The organism is Ruthenibacterium lactatiformans, assembly GCF_000949455.1.
GTDB classification, from domain to species: Bacteria; Bacillota; Clostridia; order Oscillospirales; family Ruminococcaceae; genus Ruthenibacterium; species Ruthenibacterium lactatiformans.
This window is the reverse complement of record NZ_JXXK01000024.1, coordinates 25,954-42,378: the sequence shown is the minus strand read 5'-3', so window position 1 is coordinate 42,378 and position 16,425 is coordinate 25,954. Positions and strand designations below refer to the sequence as shown.

Genomic DNA, 16,425 nt, shown 5'->3' with positions numbered 1-16,425 from the left:
ACGCGGCGAATGCCGCCCAAAATTTAAAACAACCCCGCGACGCCCCGCACGGCCAGTGCCGAGGCGTGTAGAGCGAAGCGACCGCCGAAGGCCGCCGTGCGCGGCGGGCGGGGCCTTTTGGTGTAAGAATGCCGTTTTGTCAGGCCTCCCGGGATTCCGCCGGAAGCTGGATGTAATTGTTGGCGGGCGTGATGCCGGCGCTCCCGTTCAGCCGGAACAGGGAAGGAGAGGTGTGGCAGAATTTATTGAACACGCGGTTGAACTGGGAAAAGCTGGTGAAGCCGCAGTGCGCCGTGATGTCTGCGATTTTCATATCCGTGTACAGCAAAAGCTGCTGGGCGTTGCGCACACGCGTCATCTGGATGTAATTGATGAGCGTGAAGCCCGTGACGCTTTTGAACTGGTGGGACAGGTAGTACGGGCTGATGAAAAATTTTTTGGAGATATAATCCAGCGAGAGCTCCTGCGCATAATTGCTGTGGATATAGCTGGTGATGGAGTAGATCTTGTGGGTGATGGAATCGTCGAATTCCTGGGGTACATAAGTGTTGCGCGGGCAGGCCTGTGCGACGGCGCACAGGAATTCCACAAATTTGCTGTGGATGGCAAGCTCTGTCAGCGGCGTGCGGGGCTGCTTGCCCAGCGTGAAAATATCGTTCAGGTAGCCGAAGGCGGAGGCGCGCTCTGCATCGCCCAGGCGGTAGATGGGAACCTCCGCATCAAAGGGTGCCAGCGCCTGGCGCAGCATGCCGCCCAGGCACGGCGTGTCCGCGGGAATGGCGAAATTGATGATCAGGCGCTTGCGCGGCGCGCCCACGGGATATTCCGTTTTGTGCAGCAGCGCCGGGCGCAGAAACACGATATCATAGGGCTGCAGCGCGTAATAATCGCCCTCGATGATATGAGACGCCTTGCCGTCCAGCAGGATGTGCACCTCGTAAAACTGATGGAAATGCTGGAACTCCATATTGATGTTGTAAGAGCGCTCGTCGTAATCGAAAAAATAATACAGCGGCGCTTCGGCGTTGTTGATGGTAATGGAATAGGCCTGCTCGTAAAGCAGCGGTGCATTGTAATACATGCGCGGAGCCTCCTTTTGCGCTGTCTGCGGCCCGTTTGGGAGCCGGCGGCCGCCGGGCTGCCGGTTTTCATCCCCATTATATCGCAAAACGCAAAAAATGCAAATAGAAATGCGAATAAAGGCAAAAAGCAAGTGGTTTTTGTTATTTTGCCTGTGCTATACTGATGCTGTAAAGTTGACCATATTTTTGATGTATTTCAGGGCGGATACTGGTTATCTGCCTAAAATCTGTTTGCGCACCGCCGCCGGAAGAGCGGCTCCGGGCGCGGGAAAAACATCAAACAGGTTAGGAAGGTCCGCCACAGCGGGGCGGATACAACAAAGCAAAGGAGTTTTGGTGCATGCAGGAGCAGGAGGTAGCGCGCAAGCTGGAGCTGTGCGTCGGCAGCTTTAAAAAGGTGCTGTACGAGCCGGACGATATTTTCCTGAAAAACATGGAGAAAAACAATCTCGCGGGAGACGACATCTCAAAGTACCAGCTTTGGGAGTGGACGCAGGGCGTGGGCCTGTACGGCCTGTGGAAGCTGTTCGAGCGCACGAAAGACGGGCGGTATCTGGCGACGCTGCGGGAATATTACGACGCGCGCATCGCAGACGGCCTGCCCGGCAAAAACATCAACACCATGGCGCCCGTCCTGGCGTTGTCCTATCTATATGAATACACCGGCGACGAGACTTACGGCGCGGTGTGCAAAGAGTGGGCCCAGTGGGTCATGGACAGCCTTCCCAAAACAAAGGAAGGCGGCTTTCAGCACATCACGTCCGATACGCTCAACGACGGCGAACTGTGGGACGACACGCTGTTCATGACGGTTCTGGTGCTGGCCAACATGGGCCGTATCCTGGGCCGGCAGGACTACACCGATGAAGCGGTCTATCAATTTTTGCTGCATACGAAATATCTGGCTGACAAAAAAACAGGGTTGTGGTATCATGGGTTTACGTTCCATGGCAACCACAACTTCGCGGGCGCATTCTGGGGCCGCGGAAACTGCTGGGTCACCATCGCCATCCCGCTGCTGCTGGAAATGCTGCCCGTCGGGCAGCCTGCCCGCCGCATCCTTGTGAACGCGCTGGAAAATCAGATCGCCTCGCTGGCAAAATACCAGGACGGCAACGGCATGTGGCATACGCTGATCGACGACCCCACGTCCTACGTGGAGGCCAGCGCCACCAGCGGCTTCGGCTATGGTATCCTGAAGGCCGTGCATATGGGCCTTGTGGACGCCGCCTATGCGGAGAATGCCAAAAAGGCGCTCGCCCCCATTCTTAAATGCATCCGCGAGGACGGTATTGTGGACCAGGTGTCCTACGGTACCGCCATGGGCCGGGAGACAAAGGATTTCTACAAGCAGATCCCGCTGCGGCAGATGCCTTACGGGCAGGCCATGGCCATGCTGTTCCTGATGGAAGCGGGCGAAGAAGCCTGACGCGCGGAAGGGGTAGGGTATGAAGCACACACGCCTGACCTTTGCGGCCTTTGTTGTGCTGATGGTGGGGCTCGGCTCCAGCGACAGCCTGCGCGGCATTTTCTCGCCGGTATTCAGCAGCCATTTTGCACTTTCGGCCACGCAATTGGGGCTCATCGTCACGGTGAGCTACATTGGCAACCTGGTGTTCCTTCTGGTGGGCGGCAACGTCATTGAACGGTTTGAAAAGAAAAAAGCGCTGCTGGCGCTGACGGGCATCTGGATGGCGGCGCTGGCAGTGTTCGCCTTCACAGATAATTACTATCTGCTGCTGGCGGGTATGTTCTGCGCCATGGGCGCGTCCACGCTGCTGAACACGACGCTGAATCTCGTCACGCCGCTGCTGTTCGCGTCGTCGCCCGCGTTTTTTGTGAATCTTCTGTTTTTTACACAGGGCATCGGCACCAGCGGCAGCCAGTCTCTGCTGGGGCGTTATGCTACGGATATCGGCTTCTGGCACAAGACGAACCTGGTGCTGCTGGCGCTGGGGGCCGCGGCGGTGCTGCTGCTGGCGTTCAGCACGGTGCCCGGCCCGCGGGCGGATGGCCCGCATCCGGCAAAGCGTCAGTCCGGCGTGCTGAAAAACAGGGCCGCGCTGCCGCTCGTCTTTGTGTTCGGTTTTTATTTCATCGCCGAGCACGGTGTGATGAACTGGCTGGTGGCCTACGCCACCTCGGGCCTCGGAATGGAGCAGGCCAAAGCATCCAACTATCTGGCCGTGTTTTTCGGCGGCGTGATGCTGGGCCGTCTGGTGCTTTCGCCGCTGGTGGACAGGCTGGGCATCCTCAAGAGCATGGGCGTCTTCGGCTCGCTCTCTGCGGTGCTGTACATCGCGGGTGTTGTGGGCGGCGCGGCGGCAATGCCGCTTTGGGCGGCCAGCGGCTTTTTCCTTTCCATCCTGTATCCCACGCTGGTCATGAGCATCCGCCTGTTTTTTCCGCATGGGCAGGTGGCGGGCGCGGCCGGCACCATCATCAGTGTCGCGTCGCTGTTTGATATTCTGTTCAACGTCGGCTTCGGCCGCCTTGTGGATACGCTGGGCTACGGCGTCAGCATCTATGTGCTGCCGCTGGCCATGGCGGCGTTCATCATCACCTTCCTGGCCTTTTCACGCGGGCATGGGAAAGAACAGCAGAAGAACTGACGGCTCCGCCCTTTGCGGCTATGCGGGGGCGCTGCAACCGAAGGAGGAAATATCATGAAGATCGGTATCCGCGCGCATGATTTCGGGTGCCTGCCGCCTGTGCGGCTGGCGGAAAAAATGGCGGCCCAGGGCGTCGAGGCGGCGCAGCTGGCCATCCCAAAGGCCATTGCCGGGGTGGAGAGCTATGCGCAGGTGACGGACGGCCTGCTGCGCGAGATCGGCGCGGCTTTCCGGGAACACCACATTGATATCGCCGTGCTGGGGTGCTATATCGAGCCGTCGCTGCCCGATGAGGCTGCGCGCAAGGCGCAGCTGGATACGTTCCGCTTGGGGCTGCGCTGTGCGGCGGAGCTGGGGGCGGGCTGCGTCGGCACCGAGACGACGCTTTTTTCCGGGCCGGAGCAGGAGCGCCCGGCGGCTTATGATATCCTGCGCCGCAGCGTGGACGCCATGCTGAACGATGCGGCGAAGCTGGGTGTGACCGTTGCGGTGGAGCCGGTTGCGGCCCATACGCTCAACAGCCCGGCCCTGGCGGCCCGGCTGCTTCAGGAGTTCCGCGGCGGGGGCCTTGCGGCTATTTTCGACGCGGTGAACCTGCTCACGCCCGCTCGGATCGAAACGCAGGCGGCGCTGTGGGACGAGGCGCTGGCCGCGTTTGGCCCCGATATCGCGGCCGTTCACGTAAAAGACGCTGTGGTAAAGGACGGAGCGCTGGCCCCGGCCTTGCTGGGAGAGGGCGTGATGTGTTATGATAACATCATGCGCTGGCTGGCGCAGCATAAGCCCGGCGTGGCGCTGCTGCGCGAGGAGATCGCCCCCGAAACAGCCGCGCGTGACCTTGCCGTCATGCGTGCCTGGGCGGGCAGATAAGCCAAATACGATGCGCGCAGAACGTACTGTTCTGCGCGCCGTTGTTTACAGAGGAGGAAAACGGAAGATGGAATACTGTATCGGCATTGACCTGGGCGGCACCAACATCGCGGGGGGCGTCGCCACGCTGGACGGCCGTCTGGTGCACACACAGAGCGTCAAAACCGGCATGCCGTGCACGCCGGATGAAATTGCGGACCGCATCGCCGCGCTGTGCCGCAGTCTGGCGCAGGCGGCGCAGACGCCGCTGGAGCAGATGGCGTGGATCGGCGTGGGCGCGCCCGGCAGTGTGGACAAAGATACGGGCGTAGTGGAATATGCCAACAATCTGGAATTCTATAATGTGCCTTTGGGCGCGATGCTGCGCACCCGTCTGGGCCTGCCCGTCTATGTGGACAACGACGCCAATGCGGCGGCCTGGGGCGAATACCGGGCGGGCGTTGGCAGGGGCTGCTCCAGTATGGTGATGGTGACGCTGGGCACGGGCGTAGGCGGCGGCATCATTGAAGACAGCCGCATCGTCACGGGCTGCAACTGGGCCGCGGGCGAGCTGGGCCACTTTGTCATCGATATGAACGGTGAACCGTGCAATTGCGGCCTGCGCGGCTGCTTTGAGCAGTACGGCAGCGTTACGGCGCTCATCGCACAGACGCGGGCCGCCATGCGGGCCGCGCCGGACAGCCTGCTGTGGGAGCAGGCCGGCGGCAGCGAGCAGCTGGTGAACGGCCGCACGGCGTTCGACGCCATGCGCCGGGGCGACGCGTCCGCGAAAGCAGTGGTGGACGGATATGTGCATTACCTGTGCGTGGGCATCACGAGCATCGTCAATATCTTCCAGCCCGAGGTGCTGTGCGTGGGCGGCGGCATCAGCCGCGAGGGCGAGGCCGTAATGGCGCCGGTGCGCGCCTACGTGGGAAAATACGGCTATGCGCGCGGCAGCGCAAAGCAGCCGCGCATTGTGGCCGCCAGCCTTGCAGGAGACGCAGGCATCATCGGCGCGGCGCTGCTGGGCACCGAGAAAAAATAAAAGCAGAAGAGAAGAACCGTGCGTGTTCCGTACACGCACGGTTTTTTATGCAGCGGGTCACCTATGCAGCGCACGGAGAAACAGCTTCTTAATATGGTTTTAACATCAGAGAAAAAATCTTTATGCCGTGCAAAACTGCGGATACTGACATTCCGTTCGGAAAACGCTATAATGAGATGGATCGAAGGCGCCGGGCAGGGCCCGGCCGGCTTGCGGAAGAAAGGGGACCCGGATGTTCGGACGGTGCGGTGCAGAACAAGAAACAGGACGCCTGCGTATGGAGGGGGCGCTGACGCTTTCCTGGCGGGATATGGGCAGGACGGCGGGCATTCTGTGCGCGGCCTCCCTCGTCGGGCTGCTTTTTTACAAAGCGGGCATCACCGAGGCAAATATCGTTACGGTATATCTGCTCGCCGTGCTGTGTACGGCGTTGGCCACAGACGGACGGGTGTACGGCATTTCTGCGGCTGTTGCAAGCGTGCTGGTTTTCAATTATCTGTTTACCGTGCCGCGCTTTACGCTTAAGTTCAATGATGTGAGCCGGTATTCGGTCACGTTTCTTGTGATGTTCATTGCCGCGTGCATCACCAGCACGCTGACCATGCGTGTGAAAACACAGGCGCGCCAGGCGGCGCGCAAGGCGCACCGCAGCGAAGTCCTGCTGGAGACCAGCCAGGCGCTCCAGCGCGCGGAGGGAGAACAGCAGATATTCACCGCGGCGGCAGAGCATCTTTCCCGCCTGCTGCGTGCGGGCGTTTCACTGTATCCGGTGCGGGACGGCGCGCTGCAGCCTCCTCTGGTTTGCGACGCGCAAGGGACGGAGGCCGCGCCCTGTACAACGGAACGGGAGCTGCGTGCCGCCCGGACCGTGCTGCGCTGCGGCGGCCAGGCGGGGGCCCGTACGGCCGCCTGCCCGGATGCGGAATGCCTGTATCTGGCCGTGGGTGCGTCTGTTCCGCCGCTGGCCGTGGCGGGGGTTGCCCTGCGAAAGGGACACATTCCGGATGATTTTGACAGAAACCTGATGGCGGCGCTGCTAAACGAATGCGCGCTGGCGCTGGAAAAAGAGCGCATCGCCCGCGAAAAATCGGACGCGGAACTGCAGGCCCAGCAGGAGCAGCTGCGGGCGAACCTGCTGCGCACCATCTCCCATGACCTGCGAACCCCGCTCACCAGCATCTCGGGCAACGCGGGCGTACTGATGGAGAATTCCAGCGTGCTGGATGAGGCGAAAAAACAGCGCCTGTATGCCGATATCTACGACGACTCCATGTGGCTCGTCCAGCTTGTGGAAAATCTGCTTTCCATCACCCGGCTGGAAAACGGCGGGTTGGATCTCCGCATCCAGCCCGAGCTGCTGGAGGAGGTGGCGGGCGAGGCGCTGCAGCATCTGAACCGGCGCAGCGCCGAGTATCCCATCCGTGTGGATATCGAGGACGACCTGCTGATGGCGAAGATGGATTCCCGCCTGATCACGCAGGTCATCATCAATATCGTGAACAACGCCGTCAAATACACGCCGCCCGGTACGGACATAACCCTCAGCGCGCGCCGCGGGGGAGACACGGTGCGGGTGGAGATCGCGGATACAGGCCCCGGCATTCCGCAGGAGGCACAGGGCAGGCTGTTCCAGATGTTCTATACCGCGGGCAACGACCGCGGCGACGGACGGCGGGGGCTGGGCCTGGGCCTGGCGCTGTGCAAGTCCATTGTGGAGGCGCACGGCGGGAAGATCGGCATGCGGGCCAACGAGCCCCACGGCTCCGTATTCTTTTTTACCCTGCAAGCAGAGGAGATAAAGCTATGAACAAAGCAAAAATACTGGTGGTGGAGGACGACAAGGCCGTGCGCAACCTGATCACCACTACACTGGAGACGCAGAATTACCAGTACCACACGGCGGAAAAAGGCAGCGAGGCGCTGCTGGAGGCTGTTTCCTTTCAGCCGGATGTGATGCTGCTGGATCTGGGCCTGCCGGATATGGACGGCATTGCCATCATCGAAAAGGTGCGCGGCTGGTCGGGCATGCCCATCATCGTCATCAGCGCCCGCAGTGAAGACAGGGACAAGATCGACGCTCTGGATGCCGGTGCAGACGATTATCTGACAAAGCCCTTCAGCGTGGACGAGCTGCTGGCCCGCCTGCGTGTTGCGCTGCGCCGCGCGCGGCAGGACAGCGGACACGCGGGCGCGCCCGAGGCGGTGTTTACCAATGGTGAGCTGAAGATCGATTATGCCGCGGGCTGCACCTATCTGGCCGGGCAGGAGGTGCACCTCACCCCCATCGAGTACAAGCTGCTGTGCCTGCTGGCAAAGAACGTGGGCAAGGTGCTCACGCACAACTTCATTTTGAAGGAGGTGTGGGGCAGCGCCCTGCCGGGGGATACGCCTTCGCTGCGTGTGTTCATGGCTACGCTGCGCAAAAAGATCGAGCCGGTGCCGGCACAGCCAAAATACATCCAGACCCATGTGGGCGTGGGTTACCGGATGCTGCGCATTGCAGAGGGAGAGCCCGTACAGAAAAACGGATGATATTTGATGCGGAACCGTCTGCCCCGTCGGGGCAGGCGGCTTTTTTTCCTTCGGCGGGATTTTGCTGTTGACGGAAGACTGTTTCCATATTATACTAAAATAGTATAATACGAACGGAAGAAGGGGACCTGATGAGGAACATCATCAAACGCGACGGCACGGTGCGGCCCTACGAGCCGGAGAAGATCATCACGGCCATGGGCAAGGCCTTCCGCGAAACGGCGGCCGGGACGAGCCGGGAGGAGATGGAACGCCTGCTGCGCGCGGTGGAAAAGGAAATGGAGCACAAAGACGGCGGTTGGGCCGTGGAGGACATACAGGACGCTGTGGAACGGGTGCTGATGGAAAACGGCCGTTACGAGGAAGCAAAGCGGTATATTTTGTACCGGCACCGGCGCAACGAGCAGCGCGCGGCGCGGCGCGCCATGGCTCAGGCGGCGGGCGTTCCGGCACTGGACGGCGTGCTGGCCAAGATCGAAAAGGATTTCCCCGGCGAGGCGTATGCGCTGACCGTGCTGAACACAAAGTTTCAGAGCTTTGTCAAGCCGGGCATGGGCGCGGACGCGGCGCTGGAGGCGCTGGTGAAGGCGGCTGTGGAGCTGACGAGCCAGGAGGCCCCGCGCTGGGAATTCATCGCGGCGCGCCTGCTCAATGCACGGTTTGGCCGCAGCCTGGAGGAGCAGCTGCGCAAGCGGGGCATCGGCGGCTTGTACGACAAGCTGCGCCGCCTGACGGACGAGGGGCTGTACGGCGAATACATCCTGGCGCATTACAGCCGGGAAGAGATCGAGCAGGCGCAGAATTTTCTGCGGCCGGAGCGGGATGAGCTGTTTACATACTCCGGGCTGGACCTGCTGCTCAAGCGATATGTCATCCACGACCGGGCCCACGCTCCGCTGGAGACTCCGCAGGAGATGTTTCTGGGCATCGCACTGCATCTGGCCATGCGTGAAAAGCGGGACCGCATGGCCTGGGTACAGAAATTTTACGATATGCTCAGCCGGATGCATGTGACGATGGCCACGCCCACGCTGTCCAATGCGCGCAAGCCCTATCATCAGCTCTCCAGCTGCTTCATCGATACGGTGCCGGACAGCCTGGAAGGCATTTACCGAAGCATCGACAACTTTGCACAGGTAAGCAAATACGGCGGTGGCATGGGCATGTATTTCGGAAAGGTGCGCGCGGCGGGCGGCAGCATACGCGGCTTTGAGGGCGCGGCCGGAGGTGTGGTGCGGTGGATCCGCCTGGTGAACGACACCGCCGTAGCGGTAGACCAGCTGGGCATGCGCCAGGGCGCTGTGGCCGTGTATCTGGACGCCTGGCACAAGGACCTGCCGGAGTTTTTGCAGCTTCGCACCAACAACGGGGACGACCGCATGAAAGCCCACGACGTGTTCCCGGCAGTGTGCTATCCGGACCTGTTCTGGAAGCTGGCCAAAGAGGACATCGACGCCGAATGGGCGCTGCTGTGCCCCCATGAGGTGCTGACGGTAAAGGGCTATGCGCTGGAGGATTACACCGGCGCGGAGTGGGAGCGCCGTTACCGCGACTGTGTGGCGGACGCGCGCATCTCCAAACGTGTGGTCACGGTCAAGGAACTGGTGCGCCTCATCCTCAGATCCGCCGTAGAGACAGGCACGCCCTTTGCTTTCAACCGGGACGCCGTCAACCGCGCGAACCCCAACAGCCACAAGGGTGTGATCTACTGCTCCAACCTGTGCACGGAGATCGCCCAGAACATGGCGCCCATCGAGACCGTGAGCCGGGAGGTGGAAACACGGGACGGCGATACTGTGGTCGTCACCACCACGCGCCCGGGCGAGTTTGTGGTGTGCAACCTTGCCAGTCTCTCTCTTGGACATCTGCCTGTGGAGGACGACGCAGTGCTGCGGGACACCGTGCGCACCGCTGTGCGTGCGCTGGACAATGTCATCGACCTAAATTTCTATCCGCTGCCCTATGCGGAGCTGACGAACCGGCGCTACCGCAGCATCGGGCTGGGGGTGTCCGGCTACCACCACATGCTGGCCAAGCGCGGCATCCGGTGGGAGAGCGGCGAGCATCTGGCCTTTGCGGACGATGTGTTTGAACGCATCAACCGCGCGGCCGTGGAGGCTAGCGCGGACCTTGCGGCGGAAAAAGGAAGTTACGCCTATTTTGAAGGCAGCGACTGGCAGACCGGCGCCTATTTTGAAAAGCGGGGCTATACCTCGCCGGAATGGCGTGCGCTGGCGCAGAAGGTGGCGGCGCAGGGCATGCGCAACGCGTACCTGCTGGCCGTTGCGCCAACCAGCTCCACCAGCATCCTTTCCGGCACCACCGCCGGTGTGGACCCGCTGATGAAGCGTTTTTTCCTGGAGGAGAAAAAGAGAGGCATGCTGCCCCGCGTTGCGCCGGAGCTTTCCATGGATACCTATTGGTACTACAAAAACGCCCATACCATTGACCAGAAGTGGAGCGTGCGCGCCTGCGGCGTGCGCCAGCGCCATATCGACCAGGCCCAGAGCGTGAACCTGTACATCACCAACGAATATACGCTGCGGCAGGTGCTGGAGCTGTATGTGCTGGCCTGGGAGTGCGGCGTCAAGACCGTATACTATGTGCGCTCCAAATCGCTGGAGGTGGAGGAATGCGAGAGCTGCTCCTCCTGAAGCAGCCCTCTGCGGGCGGAACGGACAGGAAGAACAAAGGCCCCGTACCGGGGCGGGAAGAGGAGAAAGAGCGATGGAGATGCTGGCAAAAAAACCGCTGTTCAACCCGGACGGAGACACCGACGTCCGGCTGCGGCGGATGATCGGCGGCAATACGACCAATCTGAACGATTTTAACAACATGCGGTATTCGTGGGTGAGCGGCTGGTACCGTCAGGCCATGAACAATTTCTGGATCCCGGAGGAGATCAGCCTGGCGCAGGACGTGAAAGATTACCCGCGCCTGGACGCGGCCGAGCGTACGGCCTACGATAAAATACTCAGTTTTCTGGTGTTTCTGGACTCCATCCAGACGGCGAACCTGCCGAACCTCGGCGAATACATCACAGCCAACGAGGTGAATCTGTGCCTCAACATCCAGACATTCCAGGAATGTGTCCACAGCCAGAGTTACAGCTATATGCTGGACACCATCTGCAGCCCCACACAGCGTGACAATATCCTTTACCAGTGGAAAACCGACGAGCATCTGCTGCGCCGTAACACGTTCATCGGGGAATGCTACAATGCGTTCCAGAGCGAGAAAAGCCCCGAAGCGCTGCTCAGGGCACTGATGGCGAACTACATTCTGGAAGGCGTGTATTTCTACTCCGGCTTCATGTTTTTCTACAACCTCAGCCGCAACGGCAAGATGCCCGGCTCCGCACAAGAGATCCGCTATATCAACCGGGACGAGAACACCCATCTGTGGCTGTTCCGCAATATCATCCTGGAGCTGCAGAAAGAACAGCCCGAGCTGTTCGGTACGGAAAACGTGCGCATGATGCGCGAGCTGCTGGAGGAGGGCGTGCGGCAGGAGACCGCGTGGGGCCATTATGTCATCGGCGACGTGATCCCCGGCCTGACGCGGCAGATGGTGACGGATTATATCAGGTATCTGGGCAATCTGCGCTGGACGAGCCTGGGCTTCGGCACGCTGTATGAGGGTTATGAGGCCGAGCCGGCCAACATGGCCTGGGTGAGCCAGTATTCCAACGCCAACCTGGTGAAAACGGATTTCTTTGAGGCAAAGAGCACGGCCTATGCGAAAAGCACCGCTCTGGTAGACGACCTGTAAGCTGCTGCTCCGTAAAAAAGAGGCCCCGGCAGCAGCCGGGGCCTCTTTTTGCGCTTGCTTTAAAAGATGGAATAGGTGAGGAACAAAACCGCCGCCAGAGAACTGACCAGCGAAACGACGGTGATCTGTGTGTTGATGGACGGCCCGGCGGTGTCCTTGAACGGATCGCCCACGGTGTCGCCGATGACAGCGGCCTTGTGTGCGTCGCTGCCCTTGCCGCCGAAGTGGCCGGATTCAATGTACTTTTTCGCGTTGTCCCACAGGCCGCCCGCATTGCTCATCAAAAGCGCCAGCAGCAGGCCGGAGATGATGTTGCCTGTCAGGTACCCGCCGATGGCCTGCACGCCACCGATGAAGCCCACCAGCAGCGTGGCGGCAATGGCTGTAAGGCCCGCGGGGACCAGCTCACGGATGGCGCCCAGCGTGGAAATATCGATGCAGCGCGCATAATCCGGTTTGCCGGTGCCTTCCTTCAGGCCGGGGATCTCTTTGAACTGGCGGTGGATCTCTTTCACCATCAGCTGGGAGTTGCGGTTTACGCCCATAATGAGCATGGCCGAGAACACGGCCGGGATGGCTGCGCCCACCAGCATGCCGAAGAACACCAGCGGGTCCATCAGGTCGAACGTGATCTCCACGCCCGCAGCCTGGACCACCTCGCGGAACGCGCCCAGCAGGGCGATGACGGTCAGGCCCGCCGCGCCGATGGAAAAGCCCTTGGTGATGGCCTTTGCGGTGTTGCCGGCTGCATCCAGCTCGTCGGTGATCTCCAGAACCTCATCGCCAAGGTCCGCCATTTCCGCCACGCCCCGGGCGTTGTCCACGATGGGGCCGTAGGCGTCGCTGGAGATGATCATGCCCACGATGGAAAGCATGCCGATGGCCGCACAGGAGATGCCCAGCATCTCATACCCTGCGCCCAGGGGCGCGCACAGCTTGTAGGAAATGAGCGCCGCAAGCCCAATGCCCACCAGCGCGGGCAGCGCGGACAAAAGCCCATAGGAAAAACCGGAGAGGATGGTGAACGCCGGGCCGCTCTGGCAGGCCTCGGCCACCTTGGCAACGGGCTTCTTGTCGTCGCCCGTGAAGAAATCGGAGGTGATGCCGATGATGACACCCGCCAGCATACCCACCATGGCCGCGCCCCAGAGGCGCAGCTCAAAGCCGGAAGCAAGGCAGGCGATGAAAGTGAGCGCCGCGAACACACCGCAGGTGAGATAGGTGCCGCCGTTCAGCGCGCGGGAAGGATTCCCGTTTTTGCCCAGGCGGGCGCACAGCACGCCCACAACAGAGGCCAGCAGGCCCAGCGTGGTGACGCAGAACAGGAAGGGCACCTCGCCCAGGGAAAGGGCGATGACGATGGTGGCGGCCATGGCGGCTACATTGGAATCGAACAGGTCGGCGCCCATGCCGGCCACGTCGCCCACGTTGTCGCCCACATTGTCCGCGATCACGGCGGGGTTGCGCGGGTCGTCCTCGGGGATGCCCAGCTCCACCTTGCCCGTCAGGTCGGCCGCGATGTCGGCCGTTTTGGTGAAGATGCCGCCGCCCGCTTTGGCAAACAGCGCCAGAGAGCTTGCGCCGAAGCTGAACGCCATAATGACGTCCGCGTCACGGGAGATGATATAAATGAGCGCCGCGCCTGCCAGAGAAGTGCCGATGACGGCCATGCCCATCACCGCGCCGCCGCGGAAGCCCGCCATAAAAGATTTCTGGATGGATTCCCGCGCGGCCGTGGCCGCCTTCAGGTTGGCGATGGTGGCGATGGAGATGCCCACGTAGCCCGCCAGCGCCGAAAGCACGGTGCCGCACAGGTAGGCAAACACCATCAGCAGATTTTTGCCCACGCCCGCGCCGGCCCAGACAGGCTGCGGAAAGAACAAAAAGATAACGGCCATCACGATGATGGAGAAAAGCCCCAGCACACGGTATTCCCGCCTGAGGAAGGTGAACGCGCCCTCGCGGATCAGCGCGCCGACCTCATCCAGCTTCGGATTGGCCGTGGGCAGTTTTTTTACCCAGTTGTAGAAATACGCCGCGACAAAAAAGGATACGAGCGATACGGCAAGCGCCGCATAGACCCAGAACATGATAAATATACCCCCTTGAACGATAAAGTGTCCCCGGGGCGGCCGCGTTTTGGGGCGAGCCGTCGCCGGGCCGGATGCTCCGTTTTAAATGCAGGGGCAAGGCGGCGCATGGCCTCCGCGCCGTTGAGAAAGCAGGCAGGGCCGGTGGCTGCGACGGGCCCGGCAGGCGTGCCGGCAGTGCACAAGGCAGCGCCACAGGGCGCCGACGCCCACGGCGGCTGCCGCACACGCTGCGCGCTGCGGCGGCATGCCGCGCCGCGCGGGCGCGCTGAAAGCGGCGCCGGGAGCGGCCAGCAGGCAGCTGTCCTGCTCCTGTATGCGCTCCTGGGCAAGGAGGGGAAGGCTGTCCGGCGTATCGCTCCCGTCGGCCTGCGGCACGGACGGGCAAAGCGCGAACAGGCAGACGGCGCACAGCACAAGCCGCAAAAACAGCATGAGAAAACGCATTTCACCCCCTCCTTTCCCAAAACTCAAAACAACAAAAACAAAACTTTTCACCCAATATAACATATTAGTGTAAAAGGCAACAAAAAGAAAGGGGTGGTGACTATTTTTGGCAGAACACACAAAAACCCGGCAGATGTTTTTACACATCTGCCGGGCATGGCGTTGCAATGGAAAAGGGGAACGGGCCGCGGCGTCATTCCACCCTGATATTGGGCCTGTCCTGGTCCCCGTCGGCCTTGAACATCGTGAAAGCAGCGGGTTCGCTGGTGAAGAAATAGTATTCCGTATTTTCGCAGAGCGGCGGCGTCAGATAATTGGGGATAATGTTGAGGTCGTCCTCCGTGCGGGCACAGAAGCCCGCTTCGACCATCGTCTGCGCGGGAATGCCCCAGCAGTAGCAGTCGGCGTATTCCGCGCCGCAGTCCGCCATCAGCCGGCTGACGGCCGCGCCCAGCCGGGAGAAGGCCTCCGGGACGCCGGTATAATCCACGATGCGCAGCACGCACGTGCCGTTTACGGGGATGCACCGCGTTGCCAGCAGCGCTTGTACCGCACCGCATTCCTCAACGGCCCACACATCGTACCGCTGGCGCGGGTAGTGGAAATACCGCCGCGCCAGATACCAGAGGTCTTTATAAGGCCTGCGGGCGGGGTCGGGCGTATAGCCGCATTTCCGCAGCGCGTCCTCGTCCGGCAGAAGGCGCAGCACGGCGCTGCCTCCCGCGGGAAGGATATCCCTGCGGGCCACGCGGGCCACGGCGTAGCTGGCCTTATCGGCCAGACGGTAATAGTGGGGCAGGCGCTCTGCGGTGTAACCCAGAAAGGTGTAGAACGCCATGGTCCTGGGCCGGATGTTGTTGCAGGCCATCACGCGGGCGTTTGTCAGGCCCGGCAGCGCGGCCATCAGTTCCAGTCCGCTGCCGTTGTGCCCTTTGACGGCACACCAGATGGACACCCAGATGTCGGGCGTTTCCAGCGCGTTGGCGCGGATATATCCCACGATGGCAACGGGCGCGCCGTCCTGCTCGGCGAAGGCGAACTGGAGCGGGCCGTCCGGGCCGAAGGGCCGGTAGTAGAAATCAAAAAAATCGGGCAGATGCACCAGCGGGTGCTTTTCGCCCCAGTGCGCGTCCAGAAATGCAGCGACGGCCGGGCCCTCGTCCGGCCGTGCAAGGCGGAAAGTCAGCGGGGAAGTGCTCATAAAAACGCGCTCCCTCCCGTGACGGGCAGTGTTACGCCCGTGATAAAGCCCGCTTCCTCGGAAAGAAGGAACGCCATGGCGGGCACCACGTCCTCCACACGGGCGTTGCGCTTCATGGGGTTGGCTTCCGCGCTGGCCTGTACGATCAGGTCGCTGGTGTCGGCCAGGAATTTCGTTTCCATCATGCTGGGCATCACGCAGTTGACGGTGACGCCGAAGGAGGCGTAGTCCGCCGCAAGGCTTTTGGCAAGGCCCTGCAGCGTGCTTTTCACCATTACATAGGCCGCCGTATTTTTGGGCGGCGCACCCAGCAGATAGCTCGTCAGCATGAACAATACGCGCCCCTGCCGCGCCTTCGCCATGGCGGGCAGGAACGTTTTGCACAGCTTCACCGCGCTGCGGATCTGCACGCTCATGTCCCGCTCAAAGCGGTCCTCGTCAAAATTCTTGAACCTGGTATTTACGACGCGCAGCGCGGGCAGGTGCACGAGGTGCGTGGGCGTGGGGTAACGCGCCGCCACATCCCGGACGAACAGCTCCAGCGCGGCCGGGTCCGTCAGATCCACATCGTAGGTCTTGATGGCGCCGGGGTATTTCCGGCACAGCGGGGCCAGGTGGGAAAGGTCGCCCGCGCCCTGGGCAATGAAGACGTCGCCCTCCCGGTACAGACGGTCGATGAGCGCGGTGCCCACGTCGCTGGACGCGCCGGTGATGAGATAAACAGACATGGCAGAACCTCCGTTTTGTGTTTCGGTATGGGAGCGCACGGTTTTTCACGCGCGGCGGTCAACAC

The 16,425-nt window shown here is 61.5% G+C and carries 13 protein-coding genes; 8 read left to right on the top strand and 5 right to left on the bottom strand.

Annotation, left to right across the window (positions count from 1 at the left end; translation table 11 throughout):
* Positions 1 to 139: 139 nt before the first annotated feature.
* Complete coding sequence (locus tag TQ39_RS14380) at positions 140 to 1,081, bottom strand: helix-turn-helix transcriptional regulator (protein WP_050006022.1); 942 nt, start codon at positions 1,079 to 1,081, stop codon at positions 140 to 142.
* A 341-nt stretch (positions 1,082 to 1,422) separates the two neighbouring features.
* Between TQ39_RS14380 and bglB the strand changes: the two genes are divergently transcribed.
* The 8 genes from bglB (at position 1,423) to TQ39_RS14340 (ending at position 11,894) form a co-directional block, all read left to right on the top strand.
* Entirely contained in the window at positions 1,423 to 2,511 is a 1,089-nt protein-coding gene (gene bglB, locus TQ39_RS14375; protein ID WP_009322426.1) for a beta-galactosidase BglB, read from the top strand.
* 19 nt (positions 2,512 to 2,530) lie between these two features.
* Positions 2,531 to 3,694 (top strand): MFS transporter, encoded by a 1,164-nt coding sequence (locus TQ39_RS14370; RefSeq protein WP_009322427.1) that lies wholly within the window; start codon positions 2,531 to 2,533, stop codon positions 3,692 to 3,694.
* Between the two features lie 54 nt (positions 3,695 to 3,748).
* Positions 3,749 to 4,564, top strand: a complete 816-nt coding sequence (locus TQ39_RS14365) for a sugar phosphate isomerase/epimerase family protein (protein WP_009322428.1) — start codon at positions 3,749 to 3,751, stop codon at positions 4,562 to 4,564.
* A gap of 67 nt (positions 4,565 to 4,631) precedes the next feature.
* Complete coding sequence (locus TQ39_RS14360; RefSeq protein WP_050006021.1) at positions 4,632 to 5,591, top strand: ROK family protein; 960 nt, start codon at positions 4,632 to 4,634, stop codon at positions 5,589 to 5,591.
* A 277-nt stretch (positions 5,592 to 5,868) separates the two neighbouring features.
* A complete protein-coding gene (locus TQ39_RS14355; RefSeq protein WP_167541540.1) occupies positions 5,869 to 7,398 on the top strand; it encodes an ATP-binding protein in 1,530 nt (509 codons plus the stop codon).
* A complete protein-coding gene (locus tag TQ39_RS14350; protein WP_009322431.1) occupies positions 7,395 to 8,123 on the top strand; it encodes a response regulator in 729 nt (242 codons plus the stop codon). The genes TQ39_RS14355 and TQ39_RS14350 overlap by 4 nt, the downstream gene beginning before the upstream one ends.
* Before the next feature lie 131 nt (positions 8,124 to 8,254).
* Complete coding sequence (locus TQ39_RS14345) at positions 8,255 to 10,777, top strand: ribonucleoside-diphosphate reductase subunit alpha (RefSeq protein ID WP_050006019.1); 2,523 nt, start codon at positions 8,255 to 8,257, stop codon at positions 10,775 to 10,777.
* Between the two features lie 73 nt (positions 10,778 to 10,850).
* On the top strand, positions 10,851 to 11,894 hold the full coding sequence (locus TQ39_RS14340) for a ribonucleotide-diphosphate reductase subunit beta (RefSeq protein ID WP_050006018.1): 1,044 nt from the start codon (positions 10,851 to 10,853) through the stop codon (positions 11,892 to 11,894).
* 59 nt (positions 11,895 to 11,953) lie between these two features.
* Here the strand turns inward: TQ39_RS14340 and TQ39_RS14335 are convergent, their stop codons facing one another.
* The 4 genes from TQ39_RS14335 to TQ39_RS14320 all read right to left on the bottom strand — a co-directional run bounded on the left by TQ39_RS14335 (position 11,954) and on the right by TQ39_RS14320 (position 16,360).
* A complete protein-coding gene (locus tag TQ39_RS14335; RefSeq protein WP_050006017.1) occupies positions 11,954 to 13,984 on the bottom strand; it encodes a sodium-translocating pyrophosphatase in 2,031 nt (676 codons plus the stop codon).
* Between the two features lie 84 nt (positions 13,985 to 14,068).
* Positions 14,069 to 14,431: a hypothetical protein gene (locus TQ39_RS14330; RefSeq protein WP_050006016.1), complete on the bottom strand. Its 363-nt coding sequence runs from the start codon at positions 14,429 to 14,431 to the stop codon at positions 14,069 to 14,071.
* 193 nt (positions 14,432 to 14,624) lie between these two features.
* Positions 14,625 to 15,632, bottom strand: coding sequence for a hypothetical protein (locus TQ39_RS14325; protein WP_050006015.1), 1,008 nt, complete (start codon positions 15,630 to 15,632; stop codon positions 14,625 to 14,627).
* Positions 15,629 to 16,360, bottom strand: a complete 732-nt coding sequence (locus TQ39_RS14320; protein ID WP_009322437.1) for an SDR family NAD(P)-dependent oxidoreductase — start codon at positions 16,358 to 16,360, stop codon at positions 15,629 to 15,631. The genes TQ39_RS14325 and TQ39_RS14320 overlap by 4 nt, the downstream gene beginning before the upstream one ends.
* Positions 16,361 to 16,425: the final 65 nt, after the last annotated feature.

Coding starts and splice junctions, on each gene's coding strand:
- TQ39_RS14365 (WP_009322428.1), top strand. CDS start 3,749: ATGAAGATCGGTATCCGCGCGCATGATTTCGGGTGCCTGCCGCCTGTG.
- TQ39_RS14350 (WP_009322431.1), top strand. CDS start 7,395: ATGAACAAAGCAAAAATACTGGTGGTGGAGGACGACAAGGCCGTGCGC.
- bglB (WP_009322426.1), top strand. CDS start 1,423: ATGCAGGAGCAGGAGGTAGCGCGCAAGCTGGAGCTGTGCGTCGGCAGC.
- TQ39_RS14325 (WP_050006015.1), bottom strand. CDS start 15,632: ATGAGCACTTCCCCGCTGACTTTCCGCCTTGCACGGCCGGACGAGGGC.
- TQ39_RS14340 (WP_050006018.1), top strand. CDS start 10,851: ATGGAGATGCTGGCAAAAAAACCGCTGTTCAACCCGGACGGAGACACC.
- TQ39_RS14330 (WP_050006016.1), bottom strand. CDS start 14,431: ATGCGTTTTCTCATGCTGTTTTTGCGGCTTGTGCTGTGCGCCGTCTGC.
- TQ39_RS14355 (WP_167541540.1), top strand. CDS start 5,869: ATGGAGGGGGCGCTGACGCTTTCCTGGCGGGATATGGGCAGGACGGCG.
- TQ39_RS14320 (WP_009322437.1), bottom strand. CDS start 16,360: ATGTCTGTTTATCTCATCACCGGCGCGTCCAGCGACGTGGGCACCGCG.
- TQ39_RS14370 (WP_009322427.1), top strand. CDS start 2,531: ATGAAGCACACACGCCTGACCTTTGCGGCCTTTGTTGTGCTGATGGTG.
- TQ39_RS14360 (WP_050006021.1), top strand. CDS start 4,632: ATGGAATACTGTATCGGCATTGACCTGGGCGGCACCAACATCGCGGGG.
- TQ39_RS14345 (WP_050006019.1), top strand. CDS start 8,255: ATGAGGAACATCATCAAACGCGACGGCACGGTGCGGCCCTACGAGCCG.
- TQ39_RS14380 (WP_050006022.1), bottom strand. CDS start 1,081: ATGTATTACAATGCACCGCTGCTTTACGAGCAGGCCTATTCCATTACC.
- TQ39_RS14335 (WP_050006017.1), bottom strand. CDS start 13,984: ATGTTCTGGGTCTATGCGGCGCTTGCCGTATCGCTCGTATCCTTTTTT.